This window comes from Desulfomonile tiedjei, assembly GCA_016212925.1.
In the GTDB taxonomy this organism is placed as follows: Bacteria; Desulfobacterota; Desulfomonilia; order Desulfomonilales; family Desulfomonilaceae; genus JACRDF01.
The window spans coordinates 124,390-148,387 of record JACRDF010000006.1; the positions used below are offsets into that span (position 1 = coordinate 124,390).

Sequence of the window (23,998 nt, forward strand, 5' to 3'; positions counted from 1 at the left end):
GGGGGCACTGCTGGGCAAACCGGCAATGGCACTCGGAAATAATTTCTCTACTCACACGCGAAATGAAGAAAGACACAAGTCTTGACTGAGGCGTCGGACGCTAAAGCATGTCAATGGGGTCGACGTCAATGACCACCTTCAGCCCCTGGGCTTTCAAGTGACCTTCTTTGACGAGAGCCTTGACCAAATCACGAAGAGGGCCTCTGCGTGAGGCCTTGAAAAGGACCTGCCATCGAAACTTTCCTATCACCTTTTTTCGGGGAGAGGGAGCGGGCCCGAGGATCATCACTTCTTTGGAGGGTCCTTTGAGAAGCCTCGCGGCTCGGCCGATTTTGATGGCCCTGTTTTCCACCCGCTTCTCGATGTTCCCTTCCACTCGCACAAGAACCAGGTGACCGAACGGCGGATATAGAAGTTCTTTTCGAAGGGCGGAGTCGCTCTCGAAAAACCGCTCATACGCATGAAGAGCCGCGTGCCTGATGGCCTCGTGGTTGGGATCAAAGGTCTGGAGCAAGACGCGGCCCGAATCGCTTTCTCGTCCGGTACGACCTGCCACCTGGGTGAGCATCTGGAAGGTCCTTTCAGCTGCCCTGAAATCCGGGAAGTGCAAGGAAAGGTCGCCGCAGAGAACTCCCACCAGGGCGATGCCGGGAAAATCATGGCCTTTGACTATCATCTGGGTACCGGTGAGGATGTCTATCTCCTTTTTCCGGAAGCGATCCAAAAGCGACTCCAGTTTTCCCCGCCGCCTTGTCGAATCACGGTCGAGCCTTTCCACACGCGCCTCGGGGAACAGGGCGGCCAATTCTTCTTCTACTTTCTGGGTCCCGATTCCACCAAAGAACAGGTCGCCTCCGGAACACTCCGGACAAAGCGGTGGAGCGGCCTTTGAAAAACCGCAGATATGGCACCGGACATCTCTGGCTTTCTTGTGATGAGTCAGGCTGATGTCGCAGTTGGGACATTTGAAGACATGCCCGCAGGACCTGCATTGGACAAATGTGTCGAATCCCCTCCTGTTCAGAAACAGAACCACCTGTTCGCCGCGCTCGAGGGTTTCTCTTATGGCATGAACGAGCGGGCGCGTGAGGAGGGACTTCTTCACTTCCTTGTCCTTGAAAGCTTTCAAGTCGATCAGTTCGACCGCGGGAAGAGCGCCGCCGTGATACCGTTTAGGCAAATCAACACGCGTAACTTTGCCGCGTTGCGCGTTCACGAAGGTTTCAAACGAAGGGGTGGCGCTTCCCAGCACGACGCAAGCGTCGACTAATTTCGCTCTGGCCAGCGCCATGTCGCGGGCGTTGTACGGGCAACTGTCCTCCTGCTTGTACGAAGGGTCATGTTCCTCGTCCACAATGATAAGACCGAGGTGCTCCATAGGGGCGAAGATCCCGGATCGAGCCGCTATCAGAACATTTACCTGGCCGGACCGTATGCGGCGCCATTCATCCAGCCTTTGCGACGGCGTGAGACCGCTATGAAGCAGTCCGACCCCGCCGCCAAGCCGCCTCAGGAAACGACGGGCCAGTTGAGGAGTCAGGGCTATTTCGGGGACCAAAACCAGGACCCCTTTCCCTTCTTTAAGGGTTTTATCAATAAGCCTGAGGTAGACCTCGGTCTTGCCGGAGCCGGTTACCCCGAAGAGCAGATAGGGATGAAACCCTCCGGAGGATATGGCCGTTCCTATCTTCCCCACTGCTGAACTCTGATCCGATGTTAAATCGGGAATTTGTTCCGCGGGAATCACGCCGGCTCCGGCGGGGTCAAGTAGGCCCGGGAGATTTTTTTCTCGGAGCGTGGTCCTGGGACGGGCAATTCGCTCTTCAATACGAACCCAGCCTCGTTCAAGAGCTTGGTTCAATTCGGACGATGCTACAAGCGCATCAAATTCCTTTCGGGGCATGGCGCCGGTCTTGCGCAGCCTGCGGGGAACAGGAAAGCAAAGTTCGTCTTCCTTTTTCACGAGACTTTGTCGGCCTTCGGATGTTAAGATCACCCACGGCTGCGAGCGCGTATTCGATCCCGGGGGAAGAGCAGTTTTGAGTACAAGGCCTGAAGGGAGCAGATAATAGTCGGCCACCCAACGCATGAATTCCCACAATTCGGAAGTCAAATAGGGGGCCTCGTCCGGAATCTCTAAAGCGTCCTTGATATCCTCCGGGGAATAATCACCGGATCCAGGACCAACTATGAAACCGGTTCGGATCTTGTTCCGGAATGGCACCAGGATTCGCCGTCCCATCTGCGCCTGGGTGACAAGCTCCTCCGGCACCCTATAAGTGAAAGGGCCTTCAAGGGGAAGGGGAATCGCCACATCGACTAAATGTTCGGTCTCACCCATGCGCTTGGACCCGAGAAGGGGTTCTTTCCGCCGGCGCGCCCTTAAAGATTTCCAGGATAGGTCACCGGGCCAAAGAGAATTATCAAACCCCCCGGTCATTGACAAGGTGTCTTACGCGGAGCAGTGTGTGTGCGTCCGAGTTGAGTCGACAGTCCTTGAAACGGCTGCTGATCGAGTGATAGAGTTGCCTTTATGGACCATCCTTCCGGCATACCTCGCTGGGTATTGGCGATTGTAAGTTGCCTGTTCGTGGCAATCCCATTTGCCATTACGCAATTCCCCCCGATAACGGATTTGCCCCAGGAGTCTGCTCAGATAAGGCTCCTCGTCGAGACCCTAAAAGATCCGTCAGGAAGCCCATACACTATCCAGTGGTACACGCCTCGCATTCTGTCTTATCTGATTCTCGGCGCATCTTGGGGTCTATTCGGCGGTATGGATGCGGGCCGAGCGGCAATGGCGGCCATAGGCTTGCTCTGGATAGTAGCTATTCATGTCATAGCCCAGCGGAGGAATCGGTCTGCCGCCTCGGCTACTCTGGCGTCTCTGTTCTTTTTCAACCACATAATTTACTGGGGCTTTTATAGCTTTGCGGTGGGCTGGCCTGCGTTTCTGATCTGGTTCTCTCTGACCACCAAGAAACCGGCGAAGGGATTTTCTGCGTCAGAGGCCTTGATTTGGATAGGTACGGGGCTTCTATTATATATGAGCCACGTGCTGTGGTTGGTCGCCGGGATCGCGTGGTTATTGATCCACAATTTGGTTTTTCGCAGTCCCGCGCGAGTTGCCCTTACCCGTGCGGCTTATGTCATTCCGCTGGTTGTGGTCATCGCGATCTGGTACCCGATTCTGTCAGCCTCGACCATGGATACTCCTGCTCTATGGGGAACTAACCCGATTTCTCGCTTGTCGTTCGACTGGCTGACCGACGCGGCTTTGGGGGGAATTCGGGGCCCTCTGGAAAACGTGATTTTCGGTCTGGCTGTTGGATGGATTCTCTTGTCCGTATGGCAAAACCGGCGGGAAATCGGTGAAAGGATAGACTGGGAACTTCTTCTGGCAGCGGGCATGTTTTTCGTGTTCGTCCTGGCACTGCCTGATAAGTACATGAACACGATTAGGTTCGCGAACAGATGGATGCCCATAGCCGTAATTCTGCTCATTCTTGCGATGCCGGCGCCAACTGTCCGGCCTTTGCTCAGGCAGGGAGCTGCGATCCTTCTGCTCGCCGCGTTTTGCGTACCCGTCTCTTTTGCGTGGCTGACATTTGAAAAAAAGGAGCTGTCCGGGTTGCCGGAAGCTTTGCAGGCGCTCCCCAATTCCCCGCGGCTGCTTGGGTTGAACATGGTTCATCAGAGCGAAATAGTCAGAGGCTACCCCTTTATTCAGATGTTCGCGTATGGGCAGGTCATGAAAGGCGGAATCCTTAATTTCTCTTTTGCCGAGTTCGCCCCGTGTCTCGTCGTGTACAAAGAGCGCTTCATCAGACAGTGGACAGGGGGGCTGGAGTGGTTCCCCGACAGGGTCAAGGAGTCTGACCTGAATTATTTCGATTGGGTCTTGATCAACGGGACTCAACAGACCCATGCGATTGCCGGCGCTAACCCGAGGATGGTGCGGGTAACGCCGGAGGGGCGGTGGCGCCTCTATAAGGTCGTCCCTGCCAAGGAGTGATGCGAGTTGTCGTTGCATGGAGCGAATGGCCGTCAAATTGACATGGCCTCTTGGATCGCGTAAACGTAATAAAAAATTAAGAGAGGGATGCAATGAAAACAAGAACGCCCATTATTATTGCAGCATGTTTGATTTTCTGCGCAGGTATTCTGGTCCCGGCTTTCGGTCAAGAGATGAAGCCGATTCAGCTTCCCGAACCCAAACTGGATCAAAGCAAATCATTGGTACAAGCGCTGAAGGAGAGAAAGACTTCAAGGGAGTACAGCAGCGGGAACCTGCCGCAGCAGACCCTTTCGAACCTGCTTTGGGCAGCGTGGGGCATCAGCAGACCGGATTCCGGAAAACGCACCGCGCCCTCCGCTTACAACAAGCAGGAGACGGACTTGTATGTGACTATGGCTGATGGTGCCTACATCTACGACCCCAAGGGGAACGCCTTGCTTCCTGTAGTGCCGGGGGATTTACGTATGCTGACGGGCACGCAGTCGTATTTCAAAGACGCGGCCATCAACCTGGTCTATGTTGCGGACCTGGCACGAATGAATGAAGCGGACGAATCGGTAAAGACACTTCTTGCTGCGGCTGACGCGGCTTTTATCGCCCAGAATGTCTACCTGTATTGTGCCAGCGAAAACCTGGCCACAGTTTTTCGGGCAGGAATAGACAAGCCCAAATTGGGTGAAGCCCTGAAGTTGCGACCGGATCAAAGGATTACCTTCGCTCAAACGGTGGGCTTGCCCAAATCCGGAAAATAGCGAATTCCGACAAAACCGTCATTCAGGATTCCGAGCACAAGCGGCTTCTGCAATTTGATGGAGGCACCGTGTAAGGCTTTTGGTTAAGAACGCCTCTGAATTTAAATTCCAACGGAAGACCGTGCTGGATGCTCCGCGATGCCTAGCTGGCCGGAACAAATCCCAATGCGGATATACGCAGGATCGCTTCAGTGACAAATCCTCAGGCAAAGATAGTCTCATCACCAGGCACTGACGTCGAGAGCCGTGGACCCGGCATCTGGGCGACTCCTAATCCAATATTGCTTAAGAGCGCATTGTTGATAGCGCTTGCGGTAGTTCACGTCCTGATAACCTTGTATTTTACCGTTCCCGGTTATCTGAGTATCGATGAGGCCGTAAATCACTTTATGGCGAAAAACTTTTCCCAAACCTGGGGATTGGAAATCTGGAACGGATATGGCGAATTTCCTTCACCGGAGCTGTCATCCCGCTTCTTAACACCTCGCGATGGCAGGCTGGTTTCTCAGTATCCTTATTTGTTTCCTGTGTTGGCTTTTCCCCTGTACCGGATGTTGGGCTTTTTCGGCCTGTTTGTGCTTAATTCGATTTGCTTTGTTGGCGTGGTGGCCCTGTGTTTTGCCATAGGCAAGAAACTGTTTCATGATGTCGATCTTGCCTTGAACTCTTGCCTGATACTGGTTCTAGCCACCTTCTCTTGGGAATATTCCCAGGCTGGATGGCCGCATGCCACTGCGATGCTTTTCGTGATTGCTGCGTTCTACTTGGCAGTTAGTGCCTACCTCTCCGAAGGCACGAGAAAGGCGATTTACCTGGCTGGCGCTGCGGGGATTGTCGCGGGATTCGCCCCTGGTGTGCGGATGGACGCGTTCCTGGTTTTTCCTGCGCTGATCTTGCCGTTCCTCTTTGCGCGGCCGACGCGCTTCGCCGAAGCCTTCGCTGTTGCCGTGGGGGCCGTTCCGGGGCTCAGCGTGTTGGCCGTCACAAATCTGAAAAAATTCGGCCAGCTGACCCCCTTGTCTTACGGGGACGGCAGTCAGATTCCTGTTTACACGACCTTGGCTTTTTTGGCCGTCGTGACGGCAGCATGGGTGGTCACGCGTGGCCCATTCGTTAACCGGGTTCGCGTTCACAGGAACAAAATACTTGTTGCGGGTGTCGTGGCAGCCTGTTTGTTGGCCGTTCTACCGGAAACCGGGCCACACGTGAACCAGATGCTTAACAATCTTTACACGTCGCTGATAGATATCCGCGCTCTCGACCCGAATTACGCTATGCCGGCAGCCGGTAGGACTCCCGGGGGAGGGGTAATCTACCTCGGTGCCCACAAAAAGGCCCTTCTGCAAAGCCTGCCTTTCCTCGCGATACTCATGATTCCGGTGGTGAGAATTTTGCGCGGGGACAAAGACTTCATGCCCTTGAGTTTGCTCTTGCTTGTACCGATCTCAGTGACCGCGTTCTATTGTTACAATCCCCACGAGTACGGGGGGTTGTGCCTTAATTATCGTTATTTCACCACGTTATTGCCATTTGTCGCCATCCTGTCCGCGTACGCTATCAGGGAATTGGGCGTTCAATGGGGATGTCCTTTTCGCTGGAGCACATTTCTGCTGGTGTCGTTCGCGACGTTGGCGACTTATTTCCTGTTGACGGAGGAATTGACCACAGACTTACAGACCTTAGAGTTCACCCTTCTGTTGCTGCCGCTGTTGATGGCTGGGTGTCTCCTAGTGCTCTTGGCCGCAGGCTTTCTCCTGAAGTCTGAGGGAGCGAACGTCTTACGCAGTGCGGGGTGGGTTGTGCTGACGGCTGCAATGAGTTGGTCCGCGGCCGTAGCTTTCTTGTACGATTACCCCAGACACCGGGGGCAAAGAGCCATAAACTACTCAATAGGCGGGCAGGCGCTCCAAGTTGTTCCTGCTGATTCGATCCTTTTCACTGCTCCCTTCATAGATCCGTTCATGAGGTTGATCGAGCAGGACAGGGTCAGGATCGCGCTTCCCAGCCAAGACAACTTCGCGGACTTTCCCAAGATCGTGGAGTTCTATCTAACTAAGGGAAAGCGCGTATTTGCCGTCTTTCCGAACCGTTTCTGGACATCGCTTCATGACGGCGCCCTCGCATCGTACACCGTAACTCCGGTGCTCAAATTTCCGGGTTCCTACCTGGGCGAGATCTCTCGCGGACCGAATTCCGGAAAGTCCCCTGAAATCAGCGGCGCTCGTTAATGGCTGGGGCCGGCCATTGCGGTACCGTACCGGGCGCAGGGTGGTCTTGAAACCTTGAAGAACAGCCGCTATAGAATGAAGCAAAGGCTGGCGTCAATCGGATTGGACTTTTGAGATAGCCTCCCGATCGCATATTGCCGGCTTAGGACCTATCGCGTGGCAAACTCCTTGAAAAAATAGGGCGTTTTCCCCCATAATCAAAAGTTAATACCGTTTGCATGGAGATAATGTATGTCCGTTCCGGACCAGGACATCGAAGTTTCAGCTATTATGCCGTGTCTCGACGAGGAAGAGACCGTGGCGTCCTGTATTGGAAAGGCGATGAACTGCTTCGCAGCTCTTGGGATAAGGGGCGAAGTGGTGGTGGGAGACAACGGCTCCACGGATAGATCCGTTCAAATCGCCGAATCGTTGGGGGCACGGGTCGTAACTGAGCCTCGCAAGGGGTACGGTGCGGCGCTAAAAGCTGCGATCAAGTCAGCGCGCGGCCGCTACTGCATCATGGCCGACTGCGACGATTCTTATGACTGGAGCGGCATGGGGCCGTTCATCGAAAAGCTGCGGCAGGGTTACGATCTGGTCATGGGGACGAGGCTCAAGGGAACCATCCTCCCCGGCGCAATGCCTCCCTTGCACAGGTTTTTCGGGAACCCGTTCCTGTCAGGCACCATGAACCTATTTTTCCGAACCGGTGTCAGCGACGCCTACTGTGGCATGCGCGGGTTTTCCAAGGAGGCCTTTAGCAAGCTCAACGTGCAGGCGGTTGGTATGGAATTTGCCATCGAGATGATCATCAAGGCTTCCAACCAGAGGATGAAAATTACTGAGGTGCCGATTACTCTTCACGTAGACGGCCGATCCAGGCCACCTCATTTAAGATCTTTCCGGGACGGTTGGCGCACTCTGCGGCTTCTGCTCTTTTACGCCCCCGATTATCTTTATCTCATCCCCGGCGGTCTTTTCTTCATCGTAGGAGCTGTTTTGCAGATTATGCTCTTGAGAGGCCCGGTTTTCATCAAGGGGTTCTATATGGGCGTGCACTGGTTGGCCCTAGGATGCTTATTTTCGATGCTGGGGCTCCAGATACTCTCTTTAGGCGCATTTGCAAAGGCCTTCGCGATGAACGATTCCTTTGAGATGAGCGGGCGGTTTTTCGGCAGGTTACTCAGTTGGTTCACTTTGGAGGCCGGTATCGTGGTGGGCGGGTTGATGATATGGCTCGGCGTGATCGCAGATATAGCCATTCTGACCACGTGGTTGGCAAGGGACATGGGGTACCTGGGATCTACCCATGCAGTCTTCGTGGCCACCACTGTGATCGCAATCGGCTTTCAGGTGGTGTTTTCTTCCTTTTTCCTCGGAATGTTCAAGCTCCACAGTCCCGCTGAATCCGATGAAGCGATGGTTGGCGCGGATGATCCAAATGGCTTCAGAGGCTAAGGTGCATTCTTGAGCATTAAAGTCCTTGTTATAAACGAACCCTACGTGCCCGGATTCAACCGAACCCAGCGGTGGGCGGCGCGAACGCGTGGCCGTGTTCTCAGGGCGCCGGACTGGCTGGCATATGCCACGGCGGTACTGGAAGAAGCTCGGTTTAACGTAAAATTGTTCGATTTCCCGGCCATGAACTGGGGCAAAGAGGACCTGAAACCACTCTTAAAGGCAGAACGCCCTGACTACGTGGTGCTGGACTCGACCACGCCGTCGATATACTCGGACATTGAATGCGCTTCAATTTGCAAGGACGCAGGAGTGGCCGGAGTCATCATGGTGGGGCCCCACGCGTCCGCGGTCCCTGAAGAGACCCTAAAAATCGCGGCAGGCGCGGTAGACATTATCTGCATAGGCGAATATGACTACACGGTGCTTGATGCGATAAGGCATTTCGACAAACCCCAGGCGGTGGAGGGGATCTGTTTCCTGGAAGACGGAATCCCGAAGCGAAGCGAACCGAGGCCTTTGATACAAAACCTGGACGACCTGCCGTTTCCCGCCTGGCATCATCTCGACTTGATGCAGTATTTCGACGGGTCCAAGCTTTATCCTTACATTGATATTTTTTCAGGCCGGGGGTGTCCTCACGGGTGCGTTTTCTGCTTGTGGCCGCAAGTGATGCACGGACAAAAGATAAGGCTGCGGTCTCCCGAGCGCGTAGTCGATGAGATCGAACACGACATCAAGGTCTGCCCGCAGGTGGTTCGAGGCGGTGAATTCTTTTTCGAGGATGACACATTCACTCTGATCAAATCCAATGCGATGGCGATTTGCGAGGAGATATTGCGGAGAGGGCTCAAAATTACGTTTTCTGTCAACGCTCGGACAGATACGGCAGATGAAGAGTTGTTCCGGTTGCTCAAGCGCGCGGGTTGTCGCGAATTGTTGGTGGGATTCGAATCAGGCGATGACGACGTGTTGACTCGTATGCACAAAAGAGAAACAGTGGATCATGCCAGGCGTTTCATGGAGTTGGCGAACAAGACAAGGATAGACGTGCACGGGTGCTTTGTCCTCGGATTTCCGGGAGAGACGGAGCAGACCATGGACCGTACCATAAGGTTCGCTCTCAGTCTGGGACTGCACACGGTCCAGTTTTCCGGCGCGGTGCCGTTTCCGGGCACGCACTATTTTGATTATTGCCGGGAGCAAGGCTGGCTGACCACTGAACAATGGGACGCATGGTTAGACGATGGCGAACAAGCCGCTGTGCTCAACTGTCCCGGTTTGAGCAGAGAAAGCATAAAGGAAGCTGTAGACCGCGGGCTGAGGAGTTTCTATTTTCGGCCGTCTTACATGCTGAAATTCCTCCTTCAGACGCGCAGCCGGTCCGACTTGTACCGCAAGCTTCGGGGCGCGAAGAACTTTCTGTCGTACCTGTGGAACGAAAGGCGTAGCAGGATAAGGGCAGCATAAGCAATGGAACCCCCCAGGCCGAGAATATCGGTCGTCATACCTGCCCGTAATTCCAAGGAAACCATTGGAAAATGCCTCGATTCCCTCGCGGCCCTGGACCGCAACGACTTTGAAGTAATTATCATCGACGACGGCTCCACTGACGAAACCGCAAAGATCTGTGAATCCCGGGCAGAAGATTCTGGGGAGGCCCTTTTTGTAAAAAGGGCCTCCCCAGACCCCTCCCCAAAAACTTCTATATCATGTCCGCTGGAAAGCTTCCGCAATGAGCGGAAACCTTCCAGCGGTCGAGATATGGAGTTTTTTGAAGGGGCTCCGGAGGCAACTTCTTTTCACAAGGAACTTCCCGCCGGATTTTCGTTGAAAGTAATGCGGGTATCGCAAGGCGGACCTTCGAGGGCGAGGAATGTGGGTGTTGGGGCGGCTAGTGGTAAGTTGGTGGCTTTCACGGACGCGGACTGCATCGTGGACAAGAATTGGTTGACCGAATTGGAGAAAGGGTTCACCGGACCCGATGTTGCCGGGGTTGGGGGAGATCAGAAAAGCCCGGAAGATGAAACCGAGACAGGGCGGCTCATCCAGGATTTCCTGAAGAGCATCGGCTTCATGACGGGGTACATAAAGACCGGCAGTCGATTGAAAGAAACCGAACACAACCCCACCTGCAATTCAATGTACCGCAAAAAGGTCCTGGAAGAGGTCGGTGGATTCGATGAATCGCTGTGGCCGGGAGAAGACGTGGACCTTGATCTTAAGATTCGGCGCCGCGGGTACAAATTGATCTTCAATCCGGAAGCCTGCGTCGGCCACTACCGGCCCAAAACTTACCGAGATTTTGGGAGGATGATGCGCCGTTACGGCGCGTCCCAATGGTACCTTGTCAAAAAATACGGCTTCTTCCGCAAGTTACATTTCGTGCCGGTTGCTCTCCTAATCGGACTGGCTGCTTTCATAGGGCTTTTGTCGTGGGACCCTCGCTTCTGGCCCATAATCTTCTTGCCGTGGCCACTCATGTTCCTATGGTTCTATCTGAAGTCTCGACGGATCGGTAAAAGCCTGCGCTTCCTGTATCTGTTCATCATTACAATGGTAAATTGGAATTGGGGTTTTTTTCAGGCGGACAGCAGTACGGACAGAAAAGGGCGGCCCAGGATCAAGTGCAGGGGCTAAAATGCCTTGCGCGCGACATGAGGTCCATCGGATAGAATTTCTCCACAGCCAAGAAGGCGGAGCACGACCGATCCCCTATTTCTTCCGAAACATGTAATTGGGATTCCGCATTACGAGTTCGTAATCCGGACTGAACTTCACCTCGTGAACAACCTTTCGCACGCCTTGAAATGGAGAAAACATCGAGGAGTCGTCAAAGAGTATGAAACCGCCTTTGTCGAGTAATTTATGAACATTATCAAAGTCTTGCTTGACAACCGGGTAGTCGTGCCCGCCGTCCACAAAACAAAAACTGATTCCACCACCTAATTGAACAGGGCGTCCGGTAACATCGTTGAGGACCTTTCGCTCTTGCCAGGCCTCAAAAAAAGGACCAGAAAACATCTCGACGCCGTAAGGCAAGTCCTCCTTGCTGAACGCGCGTGTACTGTTCATGTAAGCTTCTCTCATAAAGGCGGCCAGGTCGCGCTCTGTCAACCGGGACCCGGCTATGGTCGAGTCTCCGGAATGTGTGGTCCATTTATCGCAGCAAATCAGCGGATTGACGACCTTGTGTCTGGCTTTGTAGTAATTGATGAGGTTAGTTGAAAGACCGCAGAATGAACCGATTTCGACAATCGGGGACTCTGAGGGCAAATTGCCAATGGCATAATCAAAACAGAACAGGTTCCCGGGATTGAACCATCCTCCGATAACCGAAGACAAAGTTCTGGTGTAGTCATCGGAGATGTCCCTCCATAGAAGTTTGGAGAAAATCGTTGATCGGGTCAACGAACCCAAACGTTCATGCACAAGCCGCCTAATCATTGACGTTGCCCCGACAGGAAGAGATTCGAGCCATAGCGCAAGTTCGCCTTCATTTCGCCCCGAGCGGCCAGCCGCTTTCGGCCATTTTCCATTCTTCGGGTGAATTGACGTTAATGTACTGGTCGCAGACCTCAAAGAGCTTTACCCTCTCGCCGTCGTCTATCGCGCACTGGATCAGATCGGGTAATTCTTTTTCCCCGCGACTGGGATTAATGGGCGTCAGATCCAAATAGTCGAAGATCGCGTTTCTGAAAAGGATATTTCCCGTTCCCATGAGTGGATTGAACGGCTTGCGCGGTTTCTCGATGAGCCTGTATATTCGATTGTCAGGGCCGTAAATCAGGGAATAGGTTCGCTTGATGAGGTTCAAGTCCGACTGGGGATGAACACCGCATACGCAGAAAAGGTCTTCCTCCTTGAAGAGTTCTAGCATATGTGCATGACGGCCGCCCAGGATGACCTCATCAGCGAGGAAAAGGAAGAAGTCGGTTCCATCAAGATAATTCCGGGCGCTTTCCATTGCGCTCACCAAACCCCGCAAGTCCTTTTGGATAACGTACGAAATCCTCTTGCCCCTATAACCGGTGCCGAATGAGTTGATAATGCTCTCGGCCCGATAACCGACCACGATGACGATCTCGGATACGTCTTCAATAGCGGCTGCATTTTCCAGGCTGTATTCTATGAGGCGCTTGCCGTGAAGGCTCAGCATACACTTGTTCTCCGTCTCGGAGAGTTCTTCCATACGGCTGCCCCGCCCACCTGCTAAAATCAATGCCTTCAAGTTTCCACCGCCTTGTGAGGACATAGGGGAAACCCCTTTCTCACACAAAAGAATTCGCCTCGTAATTAGCTCTCGTACATACGCCGGGTCTTTTCCCAGATATTCTCGTCATCGCATTTCGCGAGGATTCTTTGACGAGCCCTCTCGCCCATCGCTTTTGCGCCATCGGGATCACGGAAGACGCAAATGATTCTATCAGCAAAATCCTTAGGGTCCAGCGGATCCGCGAGCCAGCCGTTCACTCCATTTTCAATGAATTCCGGAATGCCGCCGGCTCGGCTTATAACAACGGGTTTTGCCATTGACATGGCCTCGATCATCAAAAGAGGCGACATGTTTTCGTATTGTTCCGGTATGACCACCATTGTTGAGTTCCGAATATATTCCTTTATCACTGCGGGTTGCAAATGTCCCGTGAAGGTCACCCGATCTCTGAATCCATTGCTGTCAATGATTTCATTCAACCTCTTCTCGTACGCGTCGCCAAAACGAACCTTCCCTCCGATTGCGATCAGCTTGGCTTGAGGAAACTCTTTCAGCACAGGGGGCATTGCCTGAAGAAGTCTGTGGAGGCCCTTTCGCTCATTCAGCCACCCGGCAAACAGTATCGTGTAAGGTTCGGGGTTGCTATCAGATTCCGGGATCGATCTGAATTCCATTGGCAAAGTAAGCGGCACTACGTGAATCTTGTCTTTCGCTATGCCGTAGCCTTCGAGCACGGCCCCGGAATGTTCGGACAGAACGTGAAATCCGTCTACCATGTACAGGTAATGATCGACAACTCTCCTGCGAAAGGACAGTAGAAAGCGTTGAAAAGCACGAAGTTTTTTCGGCAAGCACTCAACGCACCACGAGCCGTGGCCTCGAGCACAAAACTGCTTATCAGGGTCTACCAGCATGACAGTGGGACAGAAAAGCCAATAGTCGTAAATGGACACGAAGATCTTCTTACCGGCTTCCCTGGCTGCGGAAATGAGGCTCAACGTCATAAACTGGAAATTGTGGAAATGCACTATTTCCGCGTCATTTCTTCGTAGGATTCTCCGGAAAGCGTTTCGCGCGATGGGGTCGTACTGAAATGAATACCATTTGGCCGCTTCCACGTATTGCTTGAGGAAGGAGGGGACGAAGTCCTCGATTATAGGGACGGATTGGAAATCGAATTCGCAGCGGTCCGCTCTGTCGGGTTTTGTGGCCACGATCGACGAGGAATAACCGTGACTGCGCGCCAGCATTGCCGACCGAAAACATGCCTGCTCGGCTCCACCTACGTGCGAATGGGTGTCACGGAAATAGTTGGTGACGTGAATGATCCTCAAGTCAAATGCTCGTACGAAAGGAGGCAAATGAGAAAACTTCTACACGGACAAAGGTTTTGCTCCGCTCCTTTAAAGGAATGCCATATCTTGTCCGCTGGACAGGCACCGCTGCAAGCGGAAGCTGCCCAGCGGACAGGCTATGAAAGTTTTTGGGGAGGGGTGCGGGGAGAGACCTTTTTACAAAAAGGTCCTCCCCGCCATTCCTTTCTCGCCTTCATCCTTTCTCTCCGGAGCGAGCCTTCCGACGTTCATAGTCTCGTATGGAAACGCTTTCCTCCGCGTCCGGATGTTTGAAAATATGGCAGTTCTTGCACACGGGATTGACTTTGCCTTGCTTCAGGTTTGCGATGAATTCCCACTTCGCATCGGAATGCCACCACCGTTTGAAATCAACCTCCAGAATGTTCAGGAATGCGTGCTCTTCTTGATACCGCCGATCATTCGCTTCGTTCAGGGCGCAACATGGTTGAAGATGGCCGGTGACCAATACAAACGGTTCATTCCACTTGGTGCAGGAACTCATGGGCTTGTCGCAGGCAACGTTCTCATTTACCACTGAGAATATTCCTCTGTCTCTACAAAGCCTTTCAATCTCCAGCATGCGCGATCGCTCGGGACGCGCAACAAGAGCTTCCACCTCCTCAAAAGGCAGCAGGTTGGTCCAATATATGATAGGAACGCTCAAACCGCGCTCTTCTTTGGCAAGGTCCGCTACGAGATCCACGTAGTCTTCCATTTCGTCTACGTTGTGCTTGTTAATGATGAAATGGAACCAGAGTTCGGGTATGGGGGACTTCATGACCCTTTTGGCTCGCATCATGGATTGCAAGTTGCGGATGACCGTGTCGAAGTCGGAACCTACCCTTATCTTGTTGTACGACTCCTTGTGCGCGGATTCCAAGGATACCCATATTTTGTTGATTCCCATGCGAATCAGTTCCGTGGATGTGGCCTCGTCCAAAAGATAGAAATGGTCGAAAAACTCGACAAAGCTCCGCTTCTCTTCCTTCAGAAAGCGCAGCATCCGCATGTATTCAGGATTGAGGAAGCCGGAGCCTATGCCTGTCATCCCGACCCATCGCAGCCCCGGAAATTGGTCTATGATCCTTTTGAATTCGTCGAAGCTCATATGGCTGGGCTTTTCGGTCCAATAGGTGTGCTCGCATATTGTGCATTTGAGATTGCACGCTGTGGTGACTTCTATTTCCAGTTGCCGCGGATACGGACCGAGCAAAGGAAAGAGCCTGTAAAGAGTGTCCTGGAGAGCTAGTCCCGCATCCCTGGAAAAGAGCGTGGCCCAGATGTAAGAACGAGCGTTGCGCCAGTCCTTGCGGTCCAGCAGCCAATGGGCCAAATACCTGAGCTTGTATTTGGCCAGGGGTAGTAGTTTTAATCGTCTTGTGTCCATGTGGGCCGCTAAACCGATGATTTATTGAGATTCAGACAATCCCGGCGCTGAGATAGGCGGTAGAGGCACGGCATGCCGTGCCCCTACGCGGGGAGGATCCGTTGCTGCAAAAGATGCACGCGATTGCCCAAAACGTTGTCCGTTGTCAGCCTGTCGCGAAGAGGTTTCTATTTTGGTTTATCCACTGGATCAGTCTTTCAACGCCCTGTCGTGGACGCACCTTGGGTTCCCAGTTCAGAGCGTCCTTTGCTTTGCCAATGTCGCAGACAAAGTACCTAAGATCGCCGTATCTTTCCTGTTCGTGTCTCACTGAGACTTCTCGACCACAGCATTCCTTGATGGTCTCGATGCACTCCAACAAGGATATGGCGCAGGGTTCTCCTCCGCCTATGTTGTAGAACCCCGGTTCCTGGGATTCATAGAAGGCCTGGAACGCTTCTGCAGCGTCATCCGCGTAAAGTATGTCACGGAGCTGTTTGCCTGTTCCAAAAATGGTGAGCGGCCACCCCAGAACAGCTCGGATAGAGAAATTCGCCACCCATCCGTGATCTTCTCCCCCGAACTGCCGCGGTCCATAGATTCCGGTGAGCCGAAAGCTGGCTGCCTTGAGCCCGTAGACCTTGGCATAGGTGCGTACGTAAACGTCTCCTGCCATCTTGGAGGCATGGAGCGGGGACAGATTCCCCTCCATAGTGGGGTGATTCTCGTCGATGGCGGCTGGTGACCTCACATATCGGGTCTCGCTTTCCGTCAGAGTGTGGTTTATCGCATTGCCGTATATGTGGATAGTGGCGCAAGACGCTATCGGAATCTGGTGTCTTCGCGCGGCTTCCAGCACATTGAATGTTCCGTAGACGTTTGTGGAGAAATCCAGCCTTGGATCCTCCCAACTGATGGTCATTGCCGGCTGAGCCGCGGTATGAACGATGTAGTCACAGCCTGTAGAATAGTCCAGAACGGCCTCGGGGTTGCGGATATCTTCCCGCACCATCCGAACTCCCAGGGCCGCGAGCGCATTCCAATTGTAGTCTCTTGCCGTATCTGCCGCATAACCGGTGCGCTCCAATTCGTACTTGGTCATGCTGTCCAGACTGACGACCTCAGCGCCTCTTTTGACGTAGTATTCGCATACGTTTGAGCCCAAGAAGCCACATCCGCCGGTCACAAGTATCTTCATGCTTTTTCCTGCACGAACCTACGGGAAATTCGATTACTGCTCATAATAGTGAAGATTAACGGTCCAACGCTCTTTTGTAAAGCAAGTGTTCACTAGAACGATTGCGACCCGAGAGAATTACGATAGGAGAGAGGCAAAGAGGGATCCAGGCGTCTCCCCTGCAGCCTCAAAGCACGCACCTCGTAAAACGCGGGAACCCGGTGGACGCGTACAAAGTTGTTCTTGCCAACTGACCATCGGTCATGATATGACCGTAGGTCATCACTCAAAGGGCCCGCCTAAACCTAGCAGGGCTTGGTTTCGGAGAAAGCTCATCATATGAACAGGCCAAACACGCAACTTAGGCGAAAAAAGGAGGCTGAGGCCAGGAGGACCTCAATCCTCGAGGCTGCCCGGAAATCTTTCCTTCTAAAGGGAATCGCCGGAACGACCATGAACGATATTGCCCGCATGTGCAATTTGGCCAAAGGAACGCTCTATCTTTATTTCGCCAGCAAAGAGGAAGTCGCCTTCGCACTCCTGCTCAGGGCCACCGAGAATTTACTCGCCGCTCTCCAGGACGCGCTGGAACCCCGGATGCGAGCGATCGATCAGCTTCATAACCTGGCACTGGCATACTATCGGTTCTTTGAGGCTCAGCCCGAGTCCTTCCGTTTCATGTTCGTCATTCCCCATGAGAGCTATACCGGCAAGATCTCGCAGGACCTCATCGATCGCTGGGGGAATACGGGGCAAGCGGCGCTGACAATCGTGGACAGGCTTCTGCGCCAAGCGGCGTCGGAAGGAGACATTGAAGTAGATGACACCAGGTCGACAGCCACGGCACTTTGGTCGGCAATAACCGGCGTCATCGTCATACCGTCGCAGGAGGTGAGACTACCTTTTCTGGGAGAGATAAACGTAGAAAGAATGGTGAGAACTACGGTTGACCTCTTTCTGGCAGGGATGCGTCCCACTCGTGGGAGCGGCGACGATATTCGGTGATAAGCGAACCGCGACTCGCACAGCGCAAGGAGAGCGGGACAAATGAACATTCAGCACATCCCAACGAAGCAGGCTGAAGCCCCGACCAATTTTTTTCAAGGGAGCCGCGATCCGCAGGAGATTGCCAAGCTGACGGGCGCTTGAAGTGTCCAAACGGCTTCTGGACAGCATCCTTCGTAAGTTTACGAAGTAGGGGACTGGGTCATGATATTGAACAGGTTCGAATTCCTCGCTATGAACAACCCCCTCCGCTCCCTGATCCAAAGGCGCTTCGAGGCGCGGCGCTTCCTGAGAATGGGTGGCTCGGCGGCCGCGGGACATGCGCTCGAAATCGGGTGCGGCCGCGGGGTGGGGGCTGAAATCATATTCGATGAATTTTCCGCCACAACGGTCGATGCATTCGACCTCGATCCGAAAATGGTCGAGCTGGCAGGCAAACGGCTGAAGAGCCGCGGCGACAAACTGAGACTGTGGGTTGGCGACGCGAGTGCCATCGAGGCCCCGGATTCGGCCTACGACACGGTCTTCGACTTCGGTATCATCCACCATATTCCTGACTGGCGGAAGGCTATAGCCGAGGTGTTCCGCGTTCTGAAGCCCGGCGGCCGGTTCTACGCGGAGGAAGTCCTTCGGGCGTTCATCTTCCATCCTCTGTGGCGGAGGCTGCTCGATCATCCTACGTCCGACCGGTTTGACCACATAGAGTTCATGTCAAGTCTTCGCCAGGCCGGATTTGCTGTGACCGCAGACAAGTCTCTTTGGAACGCTTTTGGGTGGTACATTGCCGATAAGCCGACATTGTCCGCCGTACACAGACAACCGGACGCCTGAATTTAGGCCTCAGAATCCGACGCTATCCCACGGCAGCGAGAATGACGTGTGCCCGCACGTCCGTCATCGTCGATTTGCTCAAGGCGGTTGCGGGGATTTGCCCGGTACGATATCCCAACCAACATAACAGCGGTTTGTTAACCCATTACAAATGAGGAAAGAAGATAGACGGTTGCAGCCGATGGCTCCGTAGACTATACTTTGGAGTTGTACTAGGTCAACAATTGTTGCCCCCACTGAACTGGAGAGTCGTTGCATGGAAACTCTGGGAATTTGTTTGGGAGCGTCTACCCTGAGCATGGTCCGCCTGCGAAGGGAAGGTCAGGCGATTACCGTACTGGACACAGCGACCATAACCCACGAAGGCAATCCTCGAAAAATCCTGCTTGAGACCCTGAAAGAGGTCCCCCAAGTCCGTGACCTCCGCATAGCCGTCACCGGCCGGAAGTTCATCAACTTCGTTAAGCTCACCACCATTTCGGAGCCCGAGGCCATGGAAAGAGCCGTGGCCCACGTTCTGGATAATGACGAGTTCAGAGTGGTAGTGAGCGCTGGTGGGGAAACCTTTCTTGTCTATCATTTGGATGAGGACGGCAGGATTCAAGGAATACAAACCGGCAATAAATGCGCATCCGGCACCGGCGAGTTCTTTCTTCAGCAAATCGGAAGAATGAACATCACCCTGGACGAGGTGGCGGCTTTGGGCATCTCGGAGCACCCCCACAAGGTTTCAGGCAGGTGCTCTGTGTTCTGCAAGAGCGATTGCACCCACGCTTTGAACAAAGGAGTTCCAAAAGACCAGGTGGTGGCCGGCCTGGCCAAGATGATGGCCGGCAAGATCGTTGAATTGCTGAAGAAACTGCCAAAGAAGAGCGTCGCTCTGGTCGGCGGTTCGTCTCGCAACCAAACAATGATCCATTACCTCGGTCATGAGATCGAGAACCTGCTCATTCCTGAAGAGGCCCCCTATTTCGAAGCACTTGGAGCGGCCCTATGGGCGCTTGACAACCCAACAATCCCTTACACTGCTTCAGAAGACGTGTTCCAAAGAAAAAGCTCAGCCTTCGGATACCTTAAGCCGCTGGCCGATTTCAAGCATCTGGTGCACTTCAAAGACCGGCCCCGGGGCAAGGCTCATTCGGGCGATCGCACTATTCTAGGCCTGGATGTGGGTTCTACAACCACAAAAGGCGTGATCATGAGATGCAGCGACAAGGCCATTCTGGCTGCTGATTACCTCCGCACTGATGGCGACCCGGTGGGCGCTTCACGAAAGGTTTATCGGAGTCTGGCGGATCAGATCGAAGTGCCGATCGAGATCGTGGGGCTTGGCGTTACGGGTTCAGGGCGCCAGATAGCCGGACTTCATGCAATGACGGACGGCGTGATAAATGAAATCATAGCTCACGCGGCCGCGGCGGTACACTTCGACCCCGAGGTGGACACGATATTTGAAATCGGCGGCCAGGATGCGAAATACACCTATATTACCAACGGCGTACCCAGCGACTATGCCATGAACGAGGCGTGCAGCGCGGGGACCGGGTCGTTTCTGGAGGAGTCCGCCAAAGAGAGCCTGGGGCTTAAAGTCACGGACATCGGGAAGGTCGCGTACACCGGCGCCAATCCGCCCAATTTCAACGATCAATGCGCTGCATTCATCGGGTCCGACATTAAGAGCGCGGCCCAGGAGGGCATACCTGTAAATGACATCGTGGCAGGGCTCGTCTACTCGATTTGCATGAACTACTCCAACCGGGTCAAAGGAAACAGACCGGTCGGGAAGAAAGTCTTCATGCAGGGCGGGGTCTGCTACAATGAAGCGATTCCAGCTGCCATGGCTGCTTTGACGGGTAAAGAGATCGTTGTCCCTCCGGAACCCGGACTGATGGGCGCGTTCGGGGTGGCTTTGGAGGTTGAACGAAGAATAGAGAGAGGCCTTCTGCAGGAGTCTCCCTTCGATCTGGAACGGCTGGCCGCGCGGGCGGTGATTCACAAGAAGCCCTTTGTCTGCGGTGGCGGTAAGGAAAAATGCGACCGCCGCTGTGAAATTGCCAGAATCGAAATCGAGGACAAGACCTATCCCTTCGGGGGAGCCTGCAACCGGTACGTTAATCTCATACGGCACGTGGACTTCGACAAGACCACGTTGGACATGGTGGACTACCGCCAAAAGCTGGTTTTTCGAGACCTGGCGGCAGCGAGCCCTGACGACAATAGGCCCACAATCGGAATGAACCGCTCATTCCTAATGAATACGTACTTTCCTTTCTTCAATGCGTTTTTCAAGGAATTGGGCTACAGAGTGGTCCTCCCCGACGAGGTCGATCCCGCGGGCGTGGATCAGCAGGGAGCGGCTTTTTGCTTTCCTGTCGAGATTGCTCACGGATTCATGTCCGATCTTCTCCAGAAGAATCCGGATGTCCTGTTTCTGCCGCACATAAGGGGCGTCCCTACGGACCAGGACAATCACAACACTTGTACTTGCGTGTTCGTGCAAGGTGAGACCTATTACCTTTCCACGACCTTTGACCTCAGCCAGTCGAAAAAGGTAATCAGGCCCTATCTTGACCTGAGTCGAGGATTCGACGGCAAGAAATCGGAGTTCTTCAAGATTGGATCGGAACTGGGAGGTAAGGAACAGGACGGAGCGCGCGCCTTTACCGCGGGCATGGCGGCTCAACGCGCCTATCAAGAAGAGCTTCGCTCGAAGGGTGCGGAAATATTGCTTGAAATTGATAAAGACCCGGACGCGGTCGCTGTGGTGCTCTTCGGCCGCCCGTACAACGCGTTCGCTTCAGAGGCCCACAAGGGAATACCGGGCAAATTCGCTTCAAGAGGCTATCGCGTTATCCCCTTTGACATGCTCCCCTTCGAAGATCAGGAGCTGGATGATGCGGCAACCATGTACTGGTCCATGGGGCGCATGATTCTCAAAGCCGCGAGGTTAGTCCGGAACCATCCTCGGCTGTTCGGAACGTACATCAGCAATTTCTCGTGTGGTCCGGACTCATTTGTTGTGGGCTATTTCCGGGATGAAATGGGACGCAAGCCGTCCTTGACCCTGGAGCTAGACAGTCACACCGCGGACGCAGGCCTTGAAACCCGCATAGAGGCGTTCCTCGACATAGTGAGGCATTATCGAGAGCTTGAGAGCAGGAAACAAATCCAGGCGGTCAAGAAAGACTTCCGAGCCGCTGTAACCGCTATAGTCGAGGGCAAACCTGTCATTGCAACAGCAGACGGTCGAAACCTGCCGCTGTCGGACCCCAATGTGAGGATCGTGCTGCCGGCAATGGGTCGTTTCGCCCATCAGGCCCTTACACACGCGTTTCAGAAAGTCGGAATACGCGCGCATGGGCTGCCTCCGGCTGACGAAGAGGTCTTGAAGATAGGCCGCGGGAATTCCACCTGTAAGGAGTGCCTGCCCCTGCAAACTACTGTCGGTTCCATGTTGAACTACTTTTGGAACGACAGGCCCGAAGGGGAGGTCACCGCTTATTTCATGCCCGGAGCCGGCGGCCCATGCCGCTTCGGACAATACAATGTTTTCAGCAGGAGATTGATAGAGCGCCACCGCATTCCGGACGCCGCAGTGCTCACGCTTAATGCAGCTAACGGCTACATGGGGCTGGGGGATCGCTTCACGCTGCCCGCGTGGCGAGCCATCATCATAGGCGACGTCATGTACGAAACATGGTCAACCCTACGGGCGGCTGCGAAGGATCGGGAATCAGCCATGGAGACCTTCTACAAGGAGTGGGAAGCCCTCGTCGGCGTGATCCATAAGTCCTGGAGGCAAATACGCAAACAAATCCAATCCTCTGCCGAAATACTGGGCCGGATTCCTCTGAAAATGCCGTATGCCGAGATACCCAAAATATCTCTTATCGGTGAGATCTATGTTCGCAACGACCCAATTTCACTGCAAAAACTAGTGGAGAAAATGGCCGACCGCGGATTCATCGTCCGGACGTCTCAGACCAGCGAGTGGATAAAATACGTGGATTGGCTCATCAAACACGGGATCGAAGGAAACCCCGATATCCCATTCTGGATTCGCTATCACGTCAAACGATACTTTGATCGCAAAATCCGCAACCTTTTCGCTCCGTCAGGCCTCTTCTTCCCCGAGGTCCTCCAGGTGGAAGACCTGATCCAAGCCGGGGAGAAGTTTGTGTCTCCGATGCTGACGGGCGAAGCCATTCTGACTGTAGGTGCGGCTCTGCACGAAATCCTTCATCCGGCCTGCGGAATCATATCCATCGGACCGTTTGGCTGTATGCCGACCAGAGTGGCCGAATCAATCCTCTCTGAGAAGTTCACGAAGGGTGAAAAGCTGGAACTGGTGCTTAGCAGAAACGGGCACGACCCGTCAGCCGCTGCTTCTCTACTGAAGAGGACCGATCAAAAGCTGCCTTTCCTGGCCATAGAAACAGACGGGAACGCGTTCCCCCAGATTATCGAGGCGCGGCTGGAAGCGTTTACTCTTCAGGCGCGGCGCCTCCATGAGAAAATGCTGGAAGTCGGGCATTAAGAATTGTGGGGAGGCCCTTTTTGTAAAAATGGCCTCCCCACACCCCTCTCCAAAAACTTCCATATCATGGCTGGCTGGGCAGCTTTCCTTGCACGACGAAGTTTGTAGGGAGAGTCGTACGCGCCATTTTCCTCGATCTCCCCCGAGGTATCCATTGAAAGAGCAGAACGAAATCTCCACTAGAGAGCGAGGGCAAAAGGCGGAACAAATTGCCGTCGATCACCTGCTCGGGCAGGGGTATCGTGTGGTGGAGAGAAATTTCCGGTGTAAGTTGGGTGAGATAGACATCATTGCCACCCAAGCCGGTGAGTTGGTTTTCGTGGAAGTTCGATCGCGAAAGTCAGCTTTGTCTCTAGATCCCATACATTCCGTTAATCGCCGAAAGCAGCAGCAGATTATCAAAGCGGCCCAGTTCTACCTGGCCAGGCGTTTTCGCACTCCGCCGCTTTCGAGGTTTGACGTGGTCTTAGTGACCCTCGGGTCCGCACCACAGGTAGAAGTCATTCCCAATGCCTTTCAGGTTGATTCCGACTTGTACTATCGTACTTCATGAAGAAGCCTGCCCGTCCATTCACTGCCGAAACTCGTCTCCCGGATCTTCGCCTGAAAAAGATCTCTCTTCCGTCACCTGCCTCACAGCCTCCGCGAGCGCATCCAGTATTTCCTGCCGAAAGCTCTTGAGTTCTTGGCCGATGATTGTCCCGGCTATTTCAGAGAGATTGCTTCTCAGGGCATCTTCGACGGCTTCTCTATACGCGGTCAACATTTCGTCCCGGAAAGCTTGGAACTGTCCCTTGAGTTCACGTTCGACTATCTCGACAATATCTTCTCTGGTTAGCAGTTGAACCTCTTGCATTGTCCGCGGGCCCCTTTTTCTTGCATATGATGCCACATAGTCGCTTCCCTGAGCACGAACTGTCAACGAAAATCACATGACGCGATAGCGGTGACGGTCTCGCTCTTACCACATCCCTAACCTGGTGAACGCAACGTGCTGTAAATTTGTGTTGACACAGCGCTTCCAACAGGTAGAAAATGCATAATATGTTTGGGGTGTTGGATATGATCGGTGC

At 53.7% G+C, this 23,998-nt stretch carries 17 protein-coding genes; 10 read left to right on the forward strand and 7 right to left on the reverse strand.

The window, feature by feature from the left end:
* Positions 1-100: 100 nt before the first annotated feature.
* Positions 101-2,341: a primosomal protein N' gene (gene priA, locus HY913_03110; protein ID MBI4962242.1), complete on the reverse strand. Its 2,241-nt coding sequence runs from the start codon at positions 2,339-2,341 to the stop codon at positions 101-103.
* Between the two features lie 192 nt (positions 2,342-2,533).
* Here priA and HY913_03115 point away from each other — a divergent pair, with 192 nt between their 5' ends.
* From HY913_03115 to HY913_03140, 6 genes are all read left to right on the forward strand, one after another.
* Complete coding sequence (locus HY913_03115) at positions 2,534-4,015, forward strand: hypothetical protein (protein ID MBI4962243.1); 1,482 nt, start codon at positions 2,534-2,536, stop codon at positions 4,013-4,015.
* A gap of 92 nt (positions 4,016-4,107) precedes the next feature.
* Positions 4,108-4,770: a nitroreductase family protein gene (locus HY913_03120; GenBank protein ID MBI4962244.1), complete on the forward strand. Its 663-nt coding sequence runs from the start codon at positions 4,108-4,110 to the stop codon at positions 4,768-4,770.
* A 191-nt stretch (positions 4,771-4,961) separates the two neighbouring features.
* The gene (locus tag HY913_03125) at positions 4,962-6,998 is read left to right on the forward strand and encodes a hypothetical protein (GenBank protein ID MBI4962245.1); all 2,037 of its coding nucleotides are present in this window, start codon (positions 4,962-4,964) and stop codon (positions 6,996-6,998) included.
* 231 nt (positions 6,999-7,229) lie between these two features.
* Positions 7,230-8,438, forward strand: coding sequence for a glycosyltransferase family 2 protein (locus tag HY913_03130; GenBank protein MBI4962246.1), 1,209 nt, complete (start codon positions 7,230-7,232; stop codon positions 8,436-8,438).
* A 15-nt stretch (positions 8,439-8,453) separates the two neighbouring features.
* Positions 8,454-9,908 carry a radical SAM protein gene (locus tag HY913_03135; GenBank protein MBI4962247.1) on the forward strand — a complete coding sequence of 485 codons (1,455 nt, stop codon included), beginning with the start codon at positions 8,454-8,456 and terminating at the stop codon, positions 9,906-9,908.
* A gap of 3 nt (positions 9,909-9,911) precedes the next feature.
* Positions 9,912-11,078: a glycosyltransferase gene (locus tag HY913_03140; protein ID MBI4962248.1), complete on the forward strand. Its 1,167-nt coding sequence runs from the start codon at positions 9,912-9,914 to the stop codon at positions 11,076-11,078.
* A 75-nt stretch (positions 11,079-11,153) separates the two neighbouring features.
* Here the strand turns inward: HY913_03140 and HY913_03145 are convergent, their stop codons facing one another.
* The 5 genes from HY913_03145 to HY913_03165 all read right to left on the reverse strand — a co-directional run bounded on the left by HY913_03145 (position 11,154) and on the right by HY913_03165 (position 16,573).
* Positions 11,154-11,885: a class I SAM-dependent methyltransferase gene (locus tag HY913_03145; protein MBI4962249.1), complete on the reverse strand. Its 732-nt coding sequence runs from the start codon at positions 11,883-11,885 to the stop codon at positions 11,154-11,156.
* A 49-nt stretch (positions 11,886-11,934) separates the two neighbouring features.
* A complete protein-coding gene (locus tag HY913_03150) occupies positions 11,935-12,669 on the reverse strand; it encodes an NTP transferase domain-containing protein (protein MBI4962250.1) in 735 nt (244 codons plus the stop codon).
* A gap of 65 nt (positions 12,670-12,734) precedes the next feature.
* Entirely contained in the window at positions 12,735-14,015 is a 1,281-nt protein-coding gene (locus HY913_03155) for a glycosyltransferase family 4 protein (GenBank protein ID MBI4962251.1), read from the reverse strand.
* 187 nt (positions 14,016-14,202) lie between these two features.
* Complete coding sequence (locus HY913_03160; protein ID MBI4962252.1) at positions 14,203-15,396, reverse strand: radical SAM protein; 1,194 nt, start codon at positions 15,394-15,396, stop codon at positions 14,203-14,205.
* 145 nt (positions 15,397-15,541) lie between these two features.
* On the reverse strand, positions 15,542-16,573 hold the full coding sequence (locus HY913_03165) for an NAD-dependent epimerase/dehydratase family protein (GenBank protein ID MBI4962253.1): 1,032 nt from the start codon (positions 16,571-16,573) through the stop codon (positions 15,542-15,544).
* A gap of 318 nt (positions 16,574-16,891) precedes the next feature.
* Between HY913_03165 and HY913_03170 the strand changes: the two genes are divergently transcribed.
* The 4 genes from HY913_03170 (at position 16,892) to HY913_03185 (ending at position 23,478) form a co-directional block, all read left to right on the forward strand.
* Entirely contained in the window at positions 16,892-17,557 is a 666-nt protein-coding gene (locus HY913_03170; protein MBI4962254.1) for a TetR/AcrR family transcriptional regulator, read from the forward strand.
* A 204-nt stretch (positions 17,558-17,761) separates the two neighbouring features.
* Positions 17,762-18,388 carry a class I SAM-dependent methyltransferase gene (locus tag HY913_03175; GenBank protein MBI4962255.1) on the forward strand — a complete coding sequence of 209 codons (627 nt, stop codon included), beginning with the start codon at positions 17,762-17,764 and terminating at the stop codon, positions 18,386-18,388.
* Positions 18,389-18,644: 256 nt separating this feature from the next.
* On the forward strand, positions 18,645-22,925 hold the full coding sequence (locus HY913_03180) for an activase (protein MBI4962256.1): 4,281 nt from the start codon (positions 18,645-18,647) through the stop codon (positions 22,923-22,925).
* A 28-nt stretch (positions 22,926-22,953) separates the two neighbouring features.
* The gene (locus tag HY913_03185) at positions 22,954-23,478 is read left to right on the forward strand and encodes a YraN family protein (GenBank protein ID MBI4962257.1); all 525 of its coding nucleotides are present in this window, start codon (positions 22,954-22,956) and stop codon (positions 23,476-23,478) included.
* 18 nt (positions 23,479-23,496) lie between these two features.
* Here the strand turns inward: HY913_03185 and HY913_03190 are convergent, their stop codons facing one another.
* Positions 23,497-23,781 (reverse strand): hypothetical protein, encoded by a 285-nt coding sequence (locus HY913_03190; GenBank protein ID MBI4962258.1) that lies wholly within the window; start codon positions 23,779-23,781, stop codon positions 23,497-23,499.
* Between the last annotated feature and the right edge of the window lie 217 nt (positions 23,782-23,998).

Excerpts from the sequence above, each read along its gene's own strand:
- priA (MBI4962242.1), bottom strand. The coding sequence starts at position 2,341 with ATGGGTGAGACCGAACATTTAGTCGATGTGGCGATTCCCCTTCCCCTT.
- HY913_03115 (MBI4962243.1), top strand. The coding sequence starts at position 2,534 with ATGGACCATCCTTCCGGCATACCTCGCTGGGTATTGGCGATTGTAAGT.
- HY913_03120 (MBI4962244.1), top strand. The coding sequence starts at position 4,108 with ATGAAAACAAGAACGCCCATTATTATTGCAGCATGTTTGATTTTCTGC.
- HY913_03130 (MBI4962246.1), top strand. The coding sequence starts at position 7,230 with ATGTCCGTTCCGGACCAGGACATCGAAGTTTCAGCTATTATGCCGTGT.
- HY913_03140 (MBI4962248.1), top strand. The coding sequence starts at position 9,912 with ATGGAACCCCCCAGGCCGAGAATATCGGTCGTCATACCTGCCCGTAAT.
- HY913_03145 (MBI4962249.1), bottom strand. The coding sequence starts at position 11,885 with ATGATTAGGCGGCTTGTGCATGAACGTTTGGGTTCGTTGACCCGATCA.
- HY913_03160 (MBI4962252.1), bottom strand. The coding sequence starts at position 15,396 with ATGGACACAAGACGATTAAAACTACTACCCCTGGCCAAATACAAGCTC.
- HY913_03165 (MBI4962253.1), bottom strand. The coding sequence starts at position 16,573 with ATGAAGATACTTGTGACCGGCGGATGTGGCTTCTTGGGCTCAAACGTA.
- HY913_03170 (MBI4962254.1), top strand. The coding sequence starts at position 16,892 with ATGAACAGGCCAAACACGCAACTTAGGCGAAAAAAGGAGGCTGAGGCC.
- HY913_03175 (MBI4962255.1), top strand. The coding sequence starts at position 17,762 with ATGATATTGAACAGGTTCGAATTCCTCGCTATGAACAACCCCCTCCGC.
- HY913_03180 (MBI4962256.1), top strand. The coding sequence starts at position 18,645 with ATGGAAACTCTGGGAATTTGTTTGGGAGCGTCTACCCTGAGCATGGTC.
- HY913_03185 (MBI4962257.1), top strand. The coding sequence starts at position 22,954 with ATGGCCTCCCCACACCCCTCTCCAAAAACTTCCATATCATGGCTGGCT.
- HY913_03190 (MBI4962258.1), bottom strand. The coding sequence starts at position 23,781 with ATGCAAGAGGTTCAACTGCTAACCAGAGAAGATATTGTCGAGATAGTC.